Raw genomic sequence first — 13,963 nt, 5'->3', positions numbered from 1 at the left:
TGGCCAGCTGCTGGCCATGACGCAACGCTGGCTACCTGGTGCAGAGCCCTCGATCGAGAACATGGGCCTGGCCAAGTGGCTGGATGACGAACACTGGAGACGCATGGAGATCGCCGTGGCCAACGGCATCGCCTATGCGCTGAAAGGGTAATCCGATGGCTGCCGACCGCGCCTCTCGCCTGGATTTCATCCTGGCCCTGACCGACAAAGTCACCGCGCCCCTGGGCAAGGTGAAGATGGGCTTTGCCGAACTGGCGGAAAAGAGCCAGGAGAACATCAAGACGATGGGCCTGGGCCTGGCCGGGGTCACGGGTGGCTTCATGGCGATCAACGCCTCGCTCGAGCCCGCGCTGGAGATGAACCGCTCCCTGGGCGACGTTCGATCGCTGGGGGTGGCCGAGGATGCCCTGGACGCCCTGAATGCCAAGGCTCTGGACTTTTCCGTTGCCTATGGGGAGAACGCCCAGGAGTTCGTCGCGTCGGCGTACCAGATCGAGGGCGCCATCAAGGGGCTGGCCGGCGAGCAGCTGGCCACCTTTACCAACACCAGCGCCGTGCTGGCCAAGGCCACCAAGTCCGACAAGGACGTCATGAGCGAGTACGTCGGCACGCTCTACAACCTGCAGAAACAGCAGGCCGACGCCATGGGCAAGAGCGAGTGGGTCGAGAAGCTGGGCGGCCAGACCGCGTTGGCGGTGCAGCTGTTCCGCACCAATGGCGCGGCAATGAAGGATGCCTTCAAGGAGGCCGGGGCGATCGCCACGGCATCCGGTGTGGACCTGGCCGAGCAGATGGCGGTGATCGGCACCCTGTCGTCGACCATGGAAGGCGGCGACGCCGGCGGGCGCTACAAGGCGTTCTTCGAGAACCTGGGCAACGCCTCGGAAAAACTCGGGATCAACTTCACAGACGCCAGCGGCAAGGCTCTGCCGATGCTCGACATCCTGGGCAAGCTCGAGGGCAAGTATGGCGATCTGCGTAACGCCGCGGCGAACGGCAAGCTGGTGGAGGCCTTCGGCGGCGAGGGCGCGCAGGTGATTGGCGCCCTGGCCCAGGACACGGGACGCCTGCGCAACGGCATCGAGCAGCTGGGCAAAGTCCATGGCCTCGAGCAGGCCGAGCAGATGGCCCAGGCCATGGTCGATCCGTGGCAACAGTTCGGCGCCGCCGTCCAGGCGCTGCGTGTGGCCTTCGGCCAGGCGCTGATTCCGACCCTCACCCCGCTGATGGAGCGCCTGGTGGGCATCGCCCGCACGCTGACCCGCTGGACCCAGCTGTTCCCGAACATCACCCGGGTGATTGGTTTCGCGGTGCTGGCCATCCTCGGGATGGGCGCCGCCATGGGGCTGCTCACCTTCTCGGTAGGCCTGGCCCGTTCGACCTGGTTGTCCCTGGTCACGATCTGGAACGTCCTCACCTGGACCGGGTGGCGCAGCATCGCCATGTTCGTCGCCCACTCTATCCAGTGCGTGCTCCTGGTCGCGCGCATCCTGGGAATGATCGCCGTGCTGGCCCTGGCCAAGGGCGCCATGCTGCTCTGGCAAGGCGCGATCTGGCTTGTCAACGCGGCCATGTACGCCAACCCGATCGGCGCCGTGATCGCCGGCATCGTCGCCTTTATCGCCATCGTGGCGGTGGTGATCGTGTACTGGGACGACCTGAAAGCCGCCCTGATGGACACCGCCGCGTTCCAGTGGGTCAGCGAGCAGCTGCAGGCCCTGTCCGAGTGGTTCAACACCATGGGCGGCTGGTCGGGGATGGCCAAAGCAGCCTGGGACGGCATTGTCGCCGTGTTCCAGGGCGCGATCAGCAGCCTGATCGAGATGGTCAACAAGATCCCCGGCGTGAACATCGAGACGACCCTGGGCGACATGCCGAACATCCCCGGCGCCCAGCAGGCCGTGGCGGTGGCCGATGCCGCCAGTGCCTTGCCAGACGCTCAGCAGGCCGCCCGCCCATCGGTGCCAAGCCTGGCGCCGTCGCGCCCTGATGCCGTGCCCAAGGGCGGGTTGCTGAGCAGCATCCAGAACACCAGTAACCAGTCCACCTCAACCAAAAGGGTCGAGAACGTGAACATCTACAACAGCAAGCCTATGACCTCTACGGAGCTGGAAGGCATGCTCGATATGGCGGTGGGCTGATGGACGGCCAGTACATCGACCTGCTGATCCAGGACAACGACCTGGTGCTGGACCTTTCCCGCCAGCCGTTGCCAATCCAGGACCGGGCCAGCATCGCCCAGGACATCGCCCACATGATCCGCGACAGCGGCCTACTGGTGACCCTGGTCGCCGAGCGTGACCGCCTCAAGCAGCGCGACTGCATCCAGCAGCTGGAGCTCCTGGTTGAAGACGACGAGCGCCTGGTACCGGGCACTGCGCAGATCATCGAGCAGAAGCCCGGCGTGTACCTGGTCACGGCGACCACCCTGGCGTTCGGCCAAATTGAAGTCAGCGGGGTGACGGCATGAGCGACGTCGATTTCCAGCAGGCGTTGGCCGACGCCGGCATCCCGACCACCGAGGCGGGCCTGCGCCAGGCTTGGGAGGTCGAGGTGGCCGCCCAGGGCAGCAAACTGAGCAACACCAGCGCCTACTCGCCGTTCTGGCGGGTCGTCACCGCCCTGGTGACCAAGCCCGTGCTGTGGATCCTGCAGTTCCTGGTCACCACCGTGCTGCCGAATTTCTTCGTCAAGACGGCGACCGACAGCTGGCTGGACATGCTGGCCTGGGCCGTGGACGTGACCCGTAAGGGCTCCACCAAGGCGATCGGCGTCATCCAGTTCACCCGCACCGCCCCGGGCGGCGCGCTGGTGGTACCGGCGGGCACGGTAGTCCAGTCGCCGGCGATCAATGGCCGCGTCTACCAACTGGTGACCAGGGCGGAAGGCCAGTTCAGCGACGGTCTGATGCAGTTGGATATCCCAGTGGAGGCCGTCGAGGCAGGTGCCGGGTTCAACTTGGCGCCGGGCTATTACGCGATCCTGCCGGTGCCTGTCCCGGGTATTGCCCAGGTGGTCAACGCCGAAAACTGGTTGTCCACCCCGGGCGCGGATCCCGAGCCAGACGACGAGCTGCGCCTGCGCACCCGCAACCAGTTCAGCGCCGTGAACCAGTACCACACCGACGCGGTGTACCGCGCCATGATCGCGGCCTTCCCGGGTGTGCGCCCGGACGGTATTTACTTTGAACACGGCGCCCCGCGTGGCCCAGGCAGCGCGAATGCCTTCGTGTTGTTCGACATCGGAGTGCCGGCCGAGGCCTTCCTGGAAGAGATCAACGCCTACATTCGTGACCAGGGCAACCACGGTCATGGTGACGACCTCCTGGTCATGGTCATGCCTGAAACCTTCCACGACCTGGTTGTGCAACTGTGGCCCCGATCGACGCTCACCGCCGAGCAGCGCCAGAAGCTCGAGGCGGACATGGATCAGTTCATCCGTGCCGCGTTCCGCGAGAACAGCGACTACACCGCCACGCTGACCTATCCCCAGTCCCGGTTCTCGTTCAGCCGCCTGGGTGAGGAGCTGCACCAGCAGTTCCCCGGCATCGAGTCGCTGCACTTCGAGAACGCCGACATCGTGTCGGAGCTGAGCATCCCCCGGATCCAGAGCCTGCAGGTGGTGCCGCATGATTAAGCTCGACCTCAAGTTCTGGTTGGCCGGTACCGAGCTGACCAAGCTCAAAGAGGCCGCCCAGGCGTGGTGGGAGAAGGTGGAGGGCTGGCTGCGCTGGCCCTTGCTGCAGCTGGACGCCGAGACGTGCCACCTGACGATCCTGGATCTGCTTGCCTGGCAGCGGGACATCACCCGTTTCAAGGGCGAGCCCGAGGATCTGTATCGACTGCGCGTGAAGTACGCATTCATCAACGCCAAGGACGCCGGCAGCACTGCCGGTATGAAGCGGATCCTGGTGCGGCTGGGCGTGGGTTACGTCGAGATCGAGGAGCGCCACCCCGACCGTGACTGGGACGTGGTGCTGCTGCAGCTCAGCAACACCCAACTGGCCAAGAATCCCGAGTTGCTGCGTGTGCTGATCCAGCAGTACGGACGCACCTGCCGCCGCTATGACTTCGTGACCCTCACCCCCGTGGACCTGGGCGTTGCCCTGGTCGATTTCAACGACGACCAGCAGACGCTGGTCGCCAGCCTGTAGGAGTTCCCGTGGGAGCCGCCATTACCCTTGCAGGCGAAAGCCTGATCGCACAAAAGCAAGTCAACCGGGAGGCATTGGACGTCCAGCGCTTCATTTTCGCCAACGTGCCCGGGCTGGATTCTTCCGGGCCGGTGGACCGTGCCGCCGGCAAGCCTGCGCCTGACCGTATCGTCTACACCGCCGACATCCCCGACAGCAACGCCGGGTTTGTGAACCCGAACCAGGTCGTGTACAGCCTGCAGGTCGGGTCCGATGTGGGCGACTGGGACTTCAACTGGATCGGCCTGGAGACTGCCGAAGGCGTGCTGTTCGCCGTGGCCTATGTGCCGCTGCAGCAAAAGCGCCGCAACATCCCGCCGCTGCAGCTGGGCAACAACATCACCCGCAACTTCCTGGTGGCCTACGACGGCGCCCAGGCGCTCACCGGCATCACGATCGACGCCAGCACCTGGCAGCACGATTTCACCGTGCGCCTGGCTGGCATTGACGAGCGCGAGCGCCTGAGCAACCGCGATGTCTACGGACGGGCGTGTTTCTTCGGCAGCGCGCTGCAGGTGGAAAAGGTCGGCAGCCAGTACCAGATCAAGCCAGGCACTGCCTACGTCGAAGGGATCCGCGTACAACGTGATGCGCCGCTGCCGATCGCGCCGCCGGCACTGCCGACTACCGCCTGGCTCGATGTCGCCCTGCAGCGGGAACTGAGCGACGTGGTGGCCAGCTGGAGCGTGGTATTCGGCGCCGGCCTGGCCGACCACACTGACAGCGCCGGTGTGCGGCACTACCTGGTGCCGATCGCTGACCTGGTCAGCTCTGTCTCGTTGGTCGATCGCCGCCCGGTCGAGTCGATCGGCGGCCCGTTGGTGCAACATTTTGCTGCCCGTGTTGGCGACTACCCCGACTTGCGCGCCCGTGCGACGACCAAAGATGACGTGGACCTGGGCAACCTACCTAACGCGAAGTCAGACGATCCTGTTACTGATTACAGCTCCGAAATCCTGGCAACGACCAAGGCGGTCGGCCAGGCAGCGAAGTCTCATCAAGTGCTGTTTGCTGCTCCTGGCGTTTCTGTCTGGCAGGTGCCTGACATCCTGAAAAAGGGTGTGAAGTACGCGAAGGTCACGATCATCGGTGGCGGCGGTGGTGGTGGGCGGCACGAAAAGTGTGGAGGTGGCGGCGGCGGTGGCGGCGTGGCGGAAAAAATCATCGATTTGACCGGGATATCTGAGGTCACGATTACCGTCGGCGCCGGCGGTCTCGGTCGCACAGGGTCAACTGGTGAGGGGAATAACGGTGTCACCACCTCGTTCGGAGCGATCTTCTCAGCGACTGGTGGTATAGGCGCGAGCAAGTGGTGGGGCGGCCCAGGTGGCACCGGTATTGGTGGTGATCTCAACACGTCCCTTGGTCCCGGTGCGCACGGCACGCGTCACGATAACGCCACGTCTCCGGGTTCCGCCTATGGCGGCGGGCATGGTGGAGGCCCCGGCGGCTCCGGTTCCGGCTCGGGCGTTATAGCCAACGCAGGTAGCAACGCGTTGCTTCCCGGCGGTGGAGGCGGTGGCGGTAACGAAAATGGCAACGGGGCCAATGGAGCTCCGGGCATGGTGCGGATTGAGTACTGAGAGGGCGAGCGCATGTGGGCATTGGTAATAAACGGAAAAGTCCAGGAGACAACCGATATTGATCCGGCGGGTCGTTATCACCCTTCGCTGCAATGGTTCGCCTGTGGCGAAGAGGTCCAGTCCGGCTGGACCTACGATGGTCAGAGCTTCGTAGGCCTCGCTGTCGTGAGCCTGGAGGAGAGGTACGCGGTCAAAGTCAATGAAGTCAATCAGCACTGTGAAGCTGCCATTACGGCTGGGTTCTGGTCTGCTGCTCTCGGCCTCGCGTACTTCTACAGCAGCCAACTGGAGGATCAGGTGAACCTGACTGGCGTTGTGCTTCGCGCTCAGCCGAGCCTCTATGCCTGTCGCGATGAGCAAGGTGTCAAGGAGTTCAGGCTGCACTCGGCCGAACAGTTGTTCCGGGTCGGTGATGATTTCACGGTCTTTAAACTGCAGCACCTGCAGCGCGCCAACATGCTCAAACAACAACTCGATCAAGCATTGGCCGCGACCGATTGGAATGCATTGGAGGCGGTGACCTGGGAGAGCGCACAGCCATGACCTGGTCGCCAGTGAAAATGCAGTGGCCGAGGGAAGCCACCAAGTGGATGGCAGACCTGGCCGAGGCCAAAAACGTGGCCGGTGCCGAGCTGACCAGCACCGCCACGCGGTTGCAAGGCCTCGACGGACTGGCCACCACAGCCCCGGGGCCGGTCGGGGCCATCGCTGAGCAGGCCGTTGCCGCCGGGCGCGCCGCATTGGCCAGCCAGATGGGGCAGGCCCCGGCTTGCTTGGCGGTGACGCCGTTCCAGAGCGGCATCGGCCAGGGACGTGGCCACCAGAAGTACCTGTCGGCGCCGAACCTCCTGCAGCAGCTGGCCAACAAGCTGACCGATGTCACCGATACCGGGCGCCCCACCGGTGAGCAGTACGCCCTGGTGGTGCTGTTCCTGGGCACGCGGTACGACCAGTTCGCGGAGACCTTGGGACGCTTCAACGCCCTGCTGCCGATCCCTGACCTGGTGCGCACGGAACGCCGTTCGCGGCACTTGTCGGTGCTCGAGCAGGAGAAGTGGGTGATCCCCGGCGCGGGGGCACTACCGCGCTGGGGTGGCCTGCCCCTGGAGCGTTGCACGGTGGTGAAGGCTGCCAAGCAATCGATGGCCAGCCAGATCGCCATGCTGGAGAGCTACGCCGACAGCTCGCCGCTGGGCGATCTCGCCGGCCTGGCGGCGCGTAAATCAGCCCTGCAGCAAGCCCGCGACCAGAAGCTGGCCGACCTGCAGGCGAGTCTCGCCGGTGGTCAGGCTGAGGTCAGCATGCGCGCGCGCCTGATCGGCCCTGGTGTGGCCCAGGACCTGCGCCGCGATCTGCTCCAGGGCGAAGCCCCGGGGCATGAATGGGTGTTGTCCGCCGGCGTCGTCCTGGTGGGCTCGCTCCCGGGCCTGAGTTTCGTCCGCGAACTGGTGGGCCTATGACACTGATGCTTGATGGCCAGCAGGTTGTGGGCAAGCGCTTGAAGGTCACCGCGAACCTGCGCATCGAGGCCGATGACATGTCAGGCCAGACCAGCGGCACAGAGAAGGCGCACAAAGGCTTCAAGCCCAAGACCCTGACCGTCTCGCTCATGATCCCGTACAAGGACGCGGCCAACTTGCGCGACCTGATGCGCCTGGCCGAGGGCACCGCCGGCGGCGGGCAGTTGAAAACCTACCGCGTCGTGAATGACACCGCCGCAGCCTTCGGGATCAGGCAGGTGCAGTTCGCGGAAGGGGTGAGCGCACGGGAGGACGATACGCTGGCTCAATGGGTCGTCCAGTTCACCCTGTCCGAGAAACTGTCGAACCCCGAGCGGGTGGAGGGCCGACGCAAGAGCAACGGCACCACGTCGCAATCCGCCCCCGGGCAGGCGGTCGGTGGCGATGGCCAGGGCGGTGGTGACAGTGGCAAGCCGCAGGAGATGACGGGCTTTGAGGCCACGTTGAAAAAGGTGGATGACTGGCTGGGCAGCAAATCATGAGCATGAAACTCCACAAGGTGCTGACCGTCGCCGGCGCGGTGCTGCCGTTGATCCAGGATGAGGTCCGGCTGCAGCTCAGACATCCCGGGCGGGCCTCGTTCACCGTCCAGGCCGGCGCCCCAGTGAAGGGCTTGGTGACCCTCGACATCGGCTACAACGAACGCCAGCTGCAGCGCCATTTCATTGGTTACGTGGAGCGCAGCACGGCGGTCAACGGCCAGCAGCAGATCCTGTTCTGCCGCGAGCTGGCCACCGTGCTCGAGGCACCGCTGCCGCTCAACCTGCGTCATGTCAGCCTGCAGGCCGTGCTCGAGGCGATCAGCCAGAAGACTGGCCTGCGCTTCCGCGTCCCGGCGCAGGCCTACGCCCAGGTGAAGGCGCCGTACTTCTACAGCCTGGGCGGCGGCTACCAGGCGATGGACAACCTGGCCAAGGTGTTCAGCGTGCCGGACTTCATCTGGCAGCAGCAGGGCGACGGCGAGGTGTTCGCCGGCAGCTGGGCCGACAGCTTCTTCGGCGCCCGGGCGCCGCTGCAGCTGCCGATCGAGCTGTTCGACGGCTACCAGGGCAACCAGAGCGCCACGATCTCGGCCCTTCCCGGGCTGCGACCAGGTGCAACGATCAACCAGGGCGAGCGGATCACCAACGTGACGCTGGCCGGCAACCAGATGAGCATCCGATGGACCACGCCATCAAGCGCAGCGTAGAGCGGCAATTCCCTGAACTGACTGGCGGCTACCACCTGCCGCGCTTTGGCCGTGTGGTCGCGGTACCGGATGCGCCGGCGGCGCCAGGCCTGTGCGACGACTTCCGCCCGCGCTACGGCGTGGATGTGGAGATCCTGCTGCCGGACGGCGAACCTGACCCGGCCCTGCCGGTGTTGACCGGCGTGCCGCTGCCGGCGCCCATGGGCGGACAGGAGGCCGGCATGTTCGGCTTCCCAGAGGAGGGCACCACCGTGGTGGTGTCCTTCGCCTACGGCCTGCCGCACAAGCCCTTCATCCAGCAGATCCTGGCCCACGGCCTGAGCCTGCCCCGGGTGCCGAAAGGCGACCAGCTGTGGCAGCACAGCGAGGCCTGCCAGCAGCGTGTCGATGCCGACGGCAATTGGCTGCGCCAGACCGATGGCAAGATCCAGGACAAGGCGATCGAGCGCGAGGTGGAGGCCCTGGAGAACCGCGAGCAGTACCAGAGTCACACCAGCAACGTGGACGACCATTCGACCGAGTCGGTGGGTGGGGTCAAGAAGATCGAGGCCCTGGGCGCCCTCAAGCTGTTGACCGGTGGATCCGCGAGCCTGGCGGCCATCGATGACTTGCACCAGGCCACCGGGCGCGATCTGAACCTGGTAGTGGGGCAGAAGCTGAACGCGACGATCGGCGGCGACGTCCAGGAGCGGATCGAGGGATTGCGCGAGAGCATGGTAGGCGTAAGCCAGCGCCTGCAGGCGCCCAAGACATGGCTCGGATCAGAGGGGGTGAACGTGCTCCAGGTGCTGTGTGACCTGCTCGACCTGGTGCAGGAGATGAACGCCCAGTTGGCCAGCCATGTCCACGGCGCCAGTCCGGCACCGAACAACGCGGCAGCGTTTGCTACGGCTGGTACGTCAGCTCTACAACTGTCGGTGAAGCTGAAAGCGGTTACGCTGTAGTGCGTTTACGTTGTTGTGATAAAGCGGATATCAAACGATATCTCTGGATATCTTTTGGGTATCCTTTTGGTATCCATTTTCGGATATCTGCCAGTTTTGTTCGGTATGTTTGAGTATGGTGTTTACCATTTAGCGCAAAGCGGATGGTGTAACTTTGCAGTTCCTTTGGCACAACTTCTGCGCCAGACGCAAAATTCGAGTGCGTGCTTTTTGGGAAATTGTAACAAAATGTAAATCGCGAGCGTATCACTCGAGAGTAATACGACCCCCCCTGGGGTAGGGAGTTTTCTGGGGTTGGCAAGAGTATGGTGATGGCAGAAAGCTTTCCCGATCCCACCAAAAAGAAAGGCCCGCACGATGGCGGGCCTTTGATGGCTCTCTGGCGGGACTCCACAAGGGAAAGACTCGTGGTATTCTCGCCTCAACTGCTGAGCCGGGTGCTACTTTCAAACGTGAGAATTTGAAGGCTATCGGTGCCCGACACGGTCGTCAACCAGGTCTAACGGTCCTCTAACGCCCCTGAAGTGTGAAATCCTGAGATTTTCCGTGTAAGGATTATTTAGGGATATTTGTGCCAAATATGGCGCTCAGCGTCTTCAGAGGAGGTTGGCTCAGTAGGAAACCATCCAAGGACGGAAATTGGCGTCGACTAGGCTGATAGTATGAAAGCCATTGTTGAGCGTTTCCTACCCGAATGGGTAGTTCGTTGTTTAAAAGCGATCTATTACATGCTTCTCATCACTGATCACTTTTTTGATAAGTGGGATGGGTGAATTTCTCCAGGGGCCTCGGCCCCTGTTTTTATTCCAGTCTGCACCACCAGGATTGGGCATAAGCGCAGCCGTCGATCACTTCGAACCCACTCAACACGAACCCCAGCGTGGCCATGCCAGACAATCTGGCGTCGTACAGCGGCGGTAGGGGCTCGGGATCCATTGGCATGTTCGGCCTCACATAGGCTTGATTGGTCGCCCGTCCCATCCGCTGGTCATGGATGCATTGCACGTAGACATCGCCTTTCACGGCACGATAGTCGCGGCGCTCCTGCTTCGACAGCTCGACACCGCAGCGCCGCATGGGCGTTACGAGAACGTTCATACCCTATCTCCAGACGACCACTCTTGTTCTGCATGTACATCGTGAGCATGCGCCAGGGCTTCGTCTGCCAGCTCCAGCATCTCGGCCAGGGTGTTGGCATCGACCACATGCGCATCGCGCAAGGCATACGCCTGGTGCAGCAATTCGCGGTGGTGATGCTTTGGTGCCTCGAGCAGGGCAGCAGTGTCGTGTAGCAACTGATACCACTCCTGGACTGAGATCGGCGTGGAGCATTTGTCGCTCATGGAGGTATCCTCGAAACTAACTGTATTTGTATACAGTATTTCTAAAGTAGGCCATTGCCTAGGGGGGCCTGACGAGCTGCACGCGGATGACGCCAGGAAAACTCAGGCTGGCAAAAAAAATCCGGGCGCAAAATCACTTATCCCCCTCCCGCCGACGGGCTTTGCGTCGCGAAATAGTGCAAACCAGCGGTGGGGTGCAATGCATGCTGCAGGCAGCGCCGTCTGTGGGCTCTGGCAAGGGGGCGGCCATTTCACACTGTGAAAGGAAATGACAGATTGTGCAGGCGTGGTTGCACTTTGCGGCGGGATAGTGGTGCGGGCAGGTCGGCTGTAGGCCACGTAATCCGTGGGGTGTCTGCGAAAAAATCCCGTTTTTGCCGGGTTTTTCATTTCGGGCATGGTCATTTGAGCCGGTGCAGATCGCACCAAGTGCCGAACGCTGATCCGCCTGGAGCCCCCATGCGGTGGGGCCCCGGCGTTCTGTCAGCATTTCACAGGGTTTCAGTCCTGCTGAGCTGCCACCAAGCGCAGGTGGGGAAGGTTGGCTTCCTTCTTCAGGCGCTGGAACTCCTTGGCGACGACTGGGGTTAGCAGGCGGTCCAGGGCGTGCCGCAGCTGCTGCGCCTGCGCTTCAGTCAGGCGCTTCACGGATCCGGTACGAGCACTTGCACACGCCACCTTCTCAGGTGAGATACCGATCGCGTCCATCGCGCCATCGATGTAGCCGTCCAGGTACTCGCGGCGCTTGAACAGGATCGAACTCTCAGGCGCTTCCTGGTAGTCCCAGTGCACCTCCCAAGCCTTGCCGGACTGGATGACTTCGATGATGGGCAGTGCCGCTTGGGTCGCTGGTTTGCGCATGCTGATGCTCTCGATCAATTCGCTACGCGGGGCAGTTTGAAGGATAGCTTCGGGGTGCCCCATGAAAGGTTTTTCAGGCTGACCCCCAAATCCCTGTCAGAACATGGATATCTGTCAGGAAATCGGCTGGAGGCCGCGTATTTACTGGGTTTGCGATCTGACAACGAACTGGGAAAGTCGTGGCAAATCTGACAGACCTAAATAAAAAGCCTTATAAATCAATGACTTGAGAAAGCTGAATCTGACACAGTGGTTTTGTCAGGTTCTGACACCCCGCTGACACCTTTCTGACACTACATGAAAACGCTGTAGGCCTTGAGATAGAAGGGTTAGACAGAGGTAAGAATATCCATCTGACAAATCTGACAGGCTTTTTAGGGGTCAACCTAAATTTTGCTTTGCTACGTGCAGGGGGGCGTTTCGTATGACGCGTATACACAGCGACGGCTCGAAAAACCCGGCCTATCACACCGCGATACTGCTACTACTCACCCCTTCGCATACGAGCCCTTGGCTTGCCTGCGATCGGCCACGGTGGCCTTGAGGAGGTCGCTTGTTACGTGCGTTGTTACGCATAGGCTTGAAACAGCCTGAGCAAACGCACGCAACCGCTTGATTTGAATGGTGCCGGCACCAGGAATCGAACCCGGGACCTACTGATTACAAGTCAGTTGCTCTACCAGCTGAGCTATACCGGCAATGGGGCGTCATTATAGCGATCGGTTGGCGCGTGTAAACCTATTCCTTCCAATAGGTTACGCCATTGCCGTGAAAGCAGAGTTTTCCTACCAGCCGCGGTGGATGCTGTTGACGCTGGGCTCGGCCTGGGCGGGGTTGAAGAACAGCTTGTCGTTGTCGCAGCCGCGCTTGCGGCAGGGTGTTTCGGCGCGCAGGGGCAGGCCTCGGTCGCCGCCCAATTGCATGCCGGGCATGTCCCAGTCGAGGGACGAGGTCTTGGGCGAGTAGGTGTTGCTGGCGCAGCCGCTCAGGGCCAGGGCGCAGCACAGCAGGGCGAAGGGCTTGGTCTGGATCACGTTGTCTAAGTCCGTTCTGGGTCAGTCGTTGTTCAGAATGCGCTGGATGGTGCCGCCGCAGGCCATGTAGCAGCTGTCGTAGTCACGTTGGCAATCGTAGCCAGCGGTGCTGGCAAATGAATAGCTCGGGTAAGGGCAACTGTGACGCGTGTTCTTGTTTGGCTTGCTGTCCTTGCAGTACTGGTAGGCCCTCAATTCGGCCTGGTACAGGGCGCGCTGGTTGTGTTCTTCCAGGCGCGCCAGTTGTTTGCAGTGATTGCGTTGCATCGCGCAGCTGTTGATGCAATCGAGCCCATGGGGGCTGGGCGGTGGCGTATACCTATACGTATAGGAGGGGCCGCAGCCGCCGAGCAGCAGGCTCGCCAGCACCAGGGTGGCGAAGCGTTGGTATGGGGTGTCCACGGGTACAACGGTCCTTGATCATTCCTCGCTGAACTCCAGCAGGTCGCCCGGTTGGCAATTCAGCGCACGGCACAGCTTCTCGAGGGTCTCGATCTTGAAACCCTTGATCTTGCCGTTCTTCAGCAGTGACAGGTTCGCTTCCGTTATGCCGATGATTTCCGCCAGGTCCTTGGAACGGATCTTGTTCCTGGCCATGACGACGTCGAGGCGGATGATTATCGGCATAGAGGGCGGCTAGACATAACAGTTGTGTTCATCGCTGATGGTCTTGGCGTCACGCATGAGCAGCGAGAAGGCGCAGAGCAGGATGCCTTTCATGATCTCGTAGACAGCCTCGGATGATACACCGATCGACACGACGAAGCTTCTCTCCCCGGCGGGCAGGTCGATGGCCAGGGCCAGGCCCTGGAAGGTGTCGATCACCGGCCAGAGCAGGGGTGTGCCGATGCACAGCAGGCCAACCTGCCAGAGCATGCGGATGTTGGCCTGGCTCCAGGTATGTCCCTTCGACAGGCGTATGAAGAACAGGCCAGTGAGCAGCAGGGCCAATACCGAGAGCCCGGTCGGGATCATCTCCAGCGCCATTACCAGGCCTATGGCCAGCTTCGAGGGCTGGTAGCCATCTTCCAGCAGCAAAGGCATGTTGGTGCCGTGGCCCTGGAGGTAGGCCGCGACCGTGTCGGGATAGTCAAAGACCCAGAGCAGCGGTGTGCCGAAAAGCTCGACCGCGCCGGTGGCCCAGGCAAGGAAAGCGGCGAACACGCCGATGATGCGCAAGCGCGAACGCGCGTAGGCCACTGATCTGCTGTCATTCATGGGGTGCCTCCGTACAGTGATGAACGGGGCGGATTATTTGCGATAAATTATCGCAATACAATAATTAATTGTGATTTAA

Annotated in this window: 18 protein-coding genes and 1 tRNA gene; 11 read left to right on the top strand and 8 right to left on the bottom strand. The window is 62.2% G+C overall.

Annotated elements, in window-relative coordinates:
* Positions 1-7: 7 nt before the first annotated feature.
* The 11 genes from IEC33019_RS28020 to IEC33019_RS25375 are packed head-to-tail and all read left to right on the top strand — an operon-like array spanning position 8 to position 9,428.
* Complete coding sequence (locus tag IEC33019_RS28020; RefSeq protein WP_377734771.1) at positions 8-151, top strand: DUF6890 family protein; 144 nt, start codon at positions 8-10, stop codon at positions 149-151.
* A gap of 4 nt (positions 152-155) precedes the next feature.
* The gene (locus IEC33019_RS25420; RefSeq protein WP_099594022.1) at positions 156-2,141 is read left to right on the top strand and encodes a phage tail tape measure protein; all 1,986 of its coding nucleotides are present in this window, start codon (positions 156-158) and stop codon (positions 2,139-2,141) included.
* Positions 2,141-2,470, top strand: coding sequence for a DUF2590 family protein (locus IEC33019_RS25415; protein ID WP_099594020.1), 330 nt, complete (start codon positions 2,141-2,143; stop codon positions 2,468-2,470). Before IEC33019_RS25420 ends, IEC33019_RS25415 begins: the two co-directional genes overlap by 1 nt.
* A complete protein-coding gene (locus IEC33019_RS25410; RefSeq protein WP_099594018.1) occupies positions 2,467-3,636 on the top strand; it encodes a baseplate J/gp47 family protein in 1,170 nt (389 codons plus the stop codon). The genes IEC33019_RS25415 and IEC33019_RS25410 overlap by 4 nt, the downstream gene beginning before the upstream one ends.
* Positions 3,629-4,153, top strand: coding sequence for a phage tail protein (locus IEC33019_RS25405; protein WP_099594016.1), 525 nt, complete (start codon positions 3,629-3,631; stop codon positions 4,151-4,153). Before IEC33019_RS25410 ends, IEC33019_RS25405 begins: the two co-directional genes overlap by 8 nt.
* An 8-nt stretch (positions 4,154-4,161) precedes the next feature.
* Complete coding sequence (locus IEC33019_RS27580) at positions 4,162-5,775, top strand: phage tail protein (RefSeq protein WP_172959811.1); 1,614 nt, start codon at positions 4,162-4,164, stop codon at positions 5,773-5,775.
* Between the two features lie 12 nt (positions 5,776-5,787).
* Positions 5,788-6,318: a DUF4376 domain-containing protein gene (locus IEC33019_RS25395; RefSeq protein ID WP_099594014.1), complete on the top strand. Its 531-nt coding sequence runs from the start codon at positions 5,788-5,790 to the stop codon at positions 6,316-6,318.
* Positions 6,315-7,235: a hypothetical protein gene (locus IEC33019_RS25390; RefSeq protein ID WP_099594011.1), complete on the top strand. Its 921-nt coding sequence runs from the start codon at positions 6,315-6,317 to the stop codon at positions 7,233-7,235. The genes IEC33019_RS25395 and IEC33019_RS25390 overlap by 4 nt, the downstream gene beginning before the upstream one ends.
* Positions 7,232-7,777: a DNA-binding protein gene (locus tag IEC33019_RS25385; RefSeq protein ID WP_099594009.1), complete on the top strand. Its 546-nt coding sequence runs from the start codon at positions 7,232-7,234 to the stop codon at positions 7,775-7,777. The genes IEC33019_RS25390 and IEC33019_RS25385 overlap by 4 nt, the downstream gene beginning before the upstream one ends.
* Positions 7,774-8,484: a hypothetical protein gene (locus IEC33019_RS25380; RefSeq protein ID WP_099594007.1), complete on the top strand. Its 711-nt coding sequence runs from the start codon at positions 7,774-7,776 to the stop codon at positions 8,482-8,484. The genes IEC33019_RS25385 and IEC33019_RS25380 overlap by 4 nt, the downstream gene beginning before the upstream one ends.
* Positions 8,457-9,428, top strand: a complete 972-nt coding sequence (locus IEC33019_RS25375; protein ID WP_099594005.1) for a hypothetical protein — start codon at positions 8,457-8,459, stop codon at positions 9,426-9,428. Before IEC33019_RS25380 ends, IEC33019_RS25375 begins: the two co-directional genes overlap by 28 nt.
* Positions 9,429-10,229: 801 nt before the next feature.
* Here the strand turns inward: IEC33019_RS25375 and IEC33019_RS25370 are convergent.
* From IEC33019_RS25370 to IEC33019_RS25335, 8 genes are all read right to left on the bottom strand, one after another.
* The gene (locus IEC33019_RS25370; RefSeq protein ID WP_099594003.1) at positions 10,230-10,526 is read right to left on the bottom strand and encodes a hypothetical protein; all 297 of its coding nucleotides are present in this window, start codon (positions 10,524-10,526) and stop codon (positions 10,230-10,232) included.
* Positions 10,523-10,771, bottom strand: coding sequence for a hypothetical protein (locus IEC33019_RS25365; RefSeq protein WP_099594001.1), 249 nt, complete (start codon positions 10,769-10,771; stop codon positions 10,523-10,525). The genes IEC33019_RS25370 and IEC33019_RS25365 overlap by 4 nt, the downstream gene beginning before the upstream one ends.
* A 501-nt stretch (positions 10,772-11,272) precedes the next feature.
* Complete coding sequence (locus IEC33019_RS25360; protein WP_099594215.1) at positions 11,273-11,632, bottom strand: hypothetical protein; 360 nt, start codon at positions 11,630-11,632, stop codon at positions 11,273-11,275.
* A 622-nt stretch (positions 11,633-12,254) separates the two neighbouring features.
* A tRNA-Thr gene (locus IEC33019_RS25355) sits at positions 12,255-12,330 on the bottom strand.
* Positions 12,331-12,417: 87 nt separating this feature from the next.
* Positions 12,418-12,666 (bottom strand): hypothetical protein, encoded by a 249-nt coding sequence (locus IEC33019_RS25350; protein WP_070090776.1) that lies wholly within the window; start codon positions 12,664-12,666, stop codon positions 12,418-12,420.
* A gap of 21 nt (positions 12,667-12,687) precedes the next feature.
* Positions 12,688-13,068 carry a hypothetical protein gene (locus IEC33019_RS25345; protein ID WP_070090775.1) on the bottom strand — a complete coding sequence of 127 codons (381 nt, stop codon included), beginning with the start codon at positions 13,066-13,068 and terminating at the stop codon, positions 12,688-12,690.
* Positions 13,069-13,086: 18 nt separating this feature from the next.
* Positions 13,087-13,293, bottom strand: coding sequence for a helix-turn-helix domain-containing protein (locus tag IEC33019_RS25340; RefSeq protein ID WP_043211003.1), 207 nt, complete (start codon positions 13,291-13,293; stop codon positions 13,087-13,089).
* Positions 13,294-13,302: 9 nt separating this feature from the next.
* Positions 13,303-13,884 (bottom strand): hypothetical protein, encoded by a 582-nt coding sequence (locus tag IEC33019_RS25335; protein WP_070090774.1) that lies wholly within the window; start codon positions 13,882-13,884, stop codon positions 13,303-13,305.
* Positions 13,885-13,963 lie beyond the last annotated feature (79 nt).

The sequence above is a fragment of the Pseudomonas putida genome, assembly GCF_002741075.1.
GTDB lineage: Bacteria > Pseudomonadota > Gammaproteobacteria > Pseudomonadales > Pseudomonadaceae > Aquipseudomonas > Aquipseudomonas putida_T.
Note: the sequence above shows the minus strand (reverse complement) of the source record. Positions and strands in the feature narration are given on the sequence as shown.

Excerpts from the sequence above, each read along its gene's own strand:
- IEC33019_RS25375 (WP_099594005.1), top strand. The coding sequence starts at position 8,457 with ATGGACCACGCCATCAAGCGCAGCGTAGAGCGGCAATTCCCTGAACTG.
- IEC33019_RS25405 (WP_099594016.1), top strand. The coding sequence starts at position 3,629 with ATGATTAAGCTCGACCTCAAGTTCTGGTTGGCCGGTACCGAGCTGACC.
- IEC33019_RS25370 (WP_099594003.1), bottom strand. The coding sequence starts at position 10,526 with ATGAACGTTCTCGTAACGCCCATGCGGCGCTGCGGTGTCGAGCTGTCG.
- IEC33019_RS25335 (WP_070090774.1), bottom strand. The coding sequence starts at position 13,884 with ATGAATGACAGCAGATCAGTGGCCTACGCGCGTTCGCGCTTGCGCATC.
- IEC33019_RS25395 (WP_099594014.1), top strand. The coding sequence starts at position 5,788 with ATGTGGGCATTGGTAATAAACGGAAAAGTCCAGGAGACAACCGATATT.
- IEC33019_RS25380 (WP_099594007.1), top strand. The coding sequence starts at position 7,774 with ATGAGCATGAAACTCCACAAGGTGCTGACCGTCGCCGGCGCGGTGCTG.
- IEC33019_RS25340 (WP_043211003.1), bottom strand. The coding sequence starts at position 13,293 with ATGCCGATAATCATCCGCCTCGACGTCGTCATGGCCAGGAACAAGATC.
- IEC33019_RS25365 (WP_099594001.1), bottom strand. The coding sequence starts at position 10,771 with ATGAGCGACAAATGCTCCACGCCGATCTCAGTCCAGGAGTGGTATCAG.
- IEC33019_RS25420 (WP_099594022.1), top strand. The coding sequence starts at position 156 with ATGGCTGCCGACCGCGCCTCTCGCCTGGATTTCATCCTGGCCCTGACC.
- IEC33019_RS25415 (WP_099594020.1), top strand. The coding sequence starts at position 2,141 with ATGGACGGCCAGTACATCGACCTGCTGATCCAGGACAACGACCTGGTG.
- IEC33019_RS25360 (WP_099594215.1), bottom strand. The coding sequence starts at position 11,632 with ATGCGCAAACCAGCGACCCAAGCGGCACTGCCCATCATCGAAGTCATC.
- IEC33019_RS25410 (WP_099594018.1), top strand. The coding sequence starts at position 2,467 with ATGAGCGACGTCGATTTCCAGCAGGCGTTGGCCGACGCCGGCATCCCG.
- IEC33019_RS25390 (WP_099594011.1), top strand. The coding sequence starts at position 6,315 with ATGACCTGGTCGCCAGTGAAAATGCAGTGGCCGAGGGAAGCCACCAAG.
- IEC33019_RS25385 (WP_099594009.1), top strand. The coding sequence starts at position 7,232 with ATGACACTGATGCTTGATGGCCAGCAGGTTGTGGGCAAGCGCTTGAAG.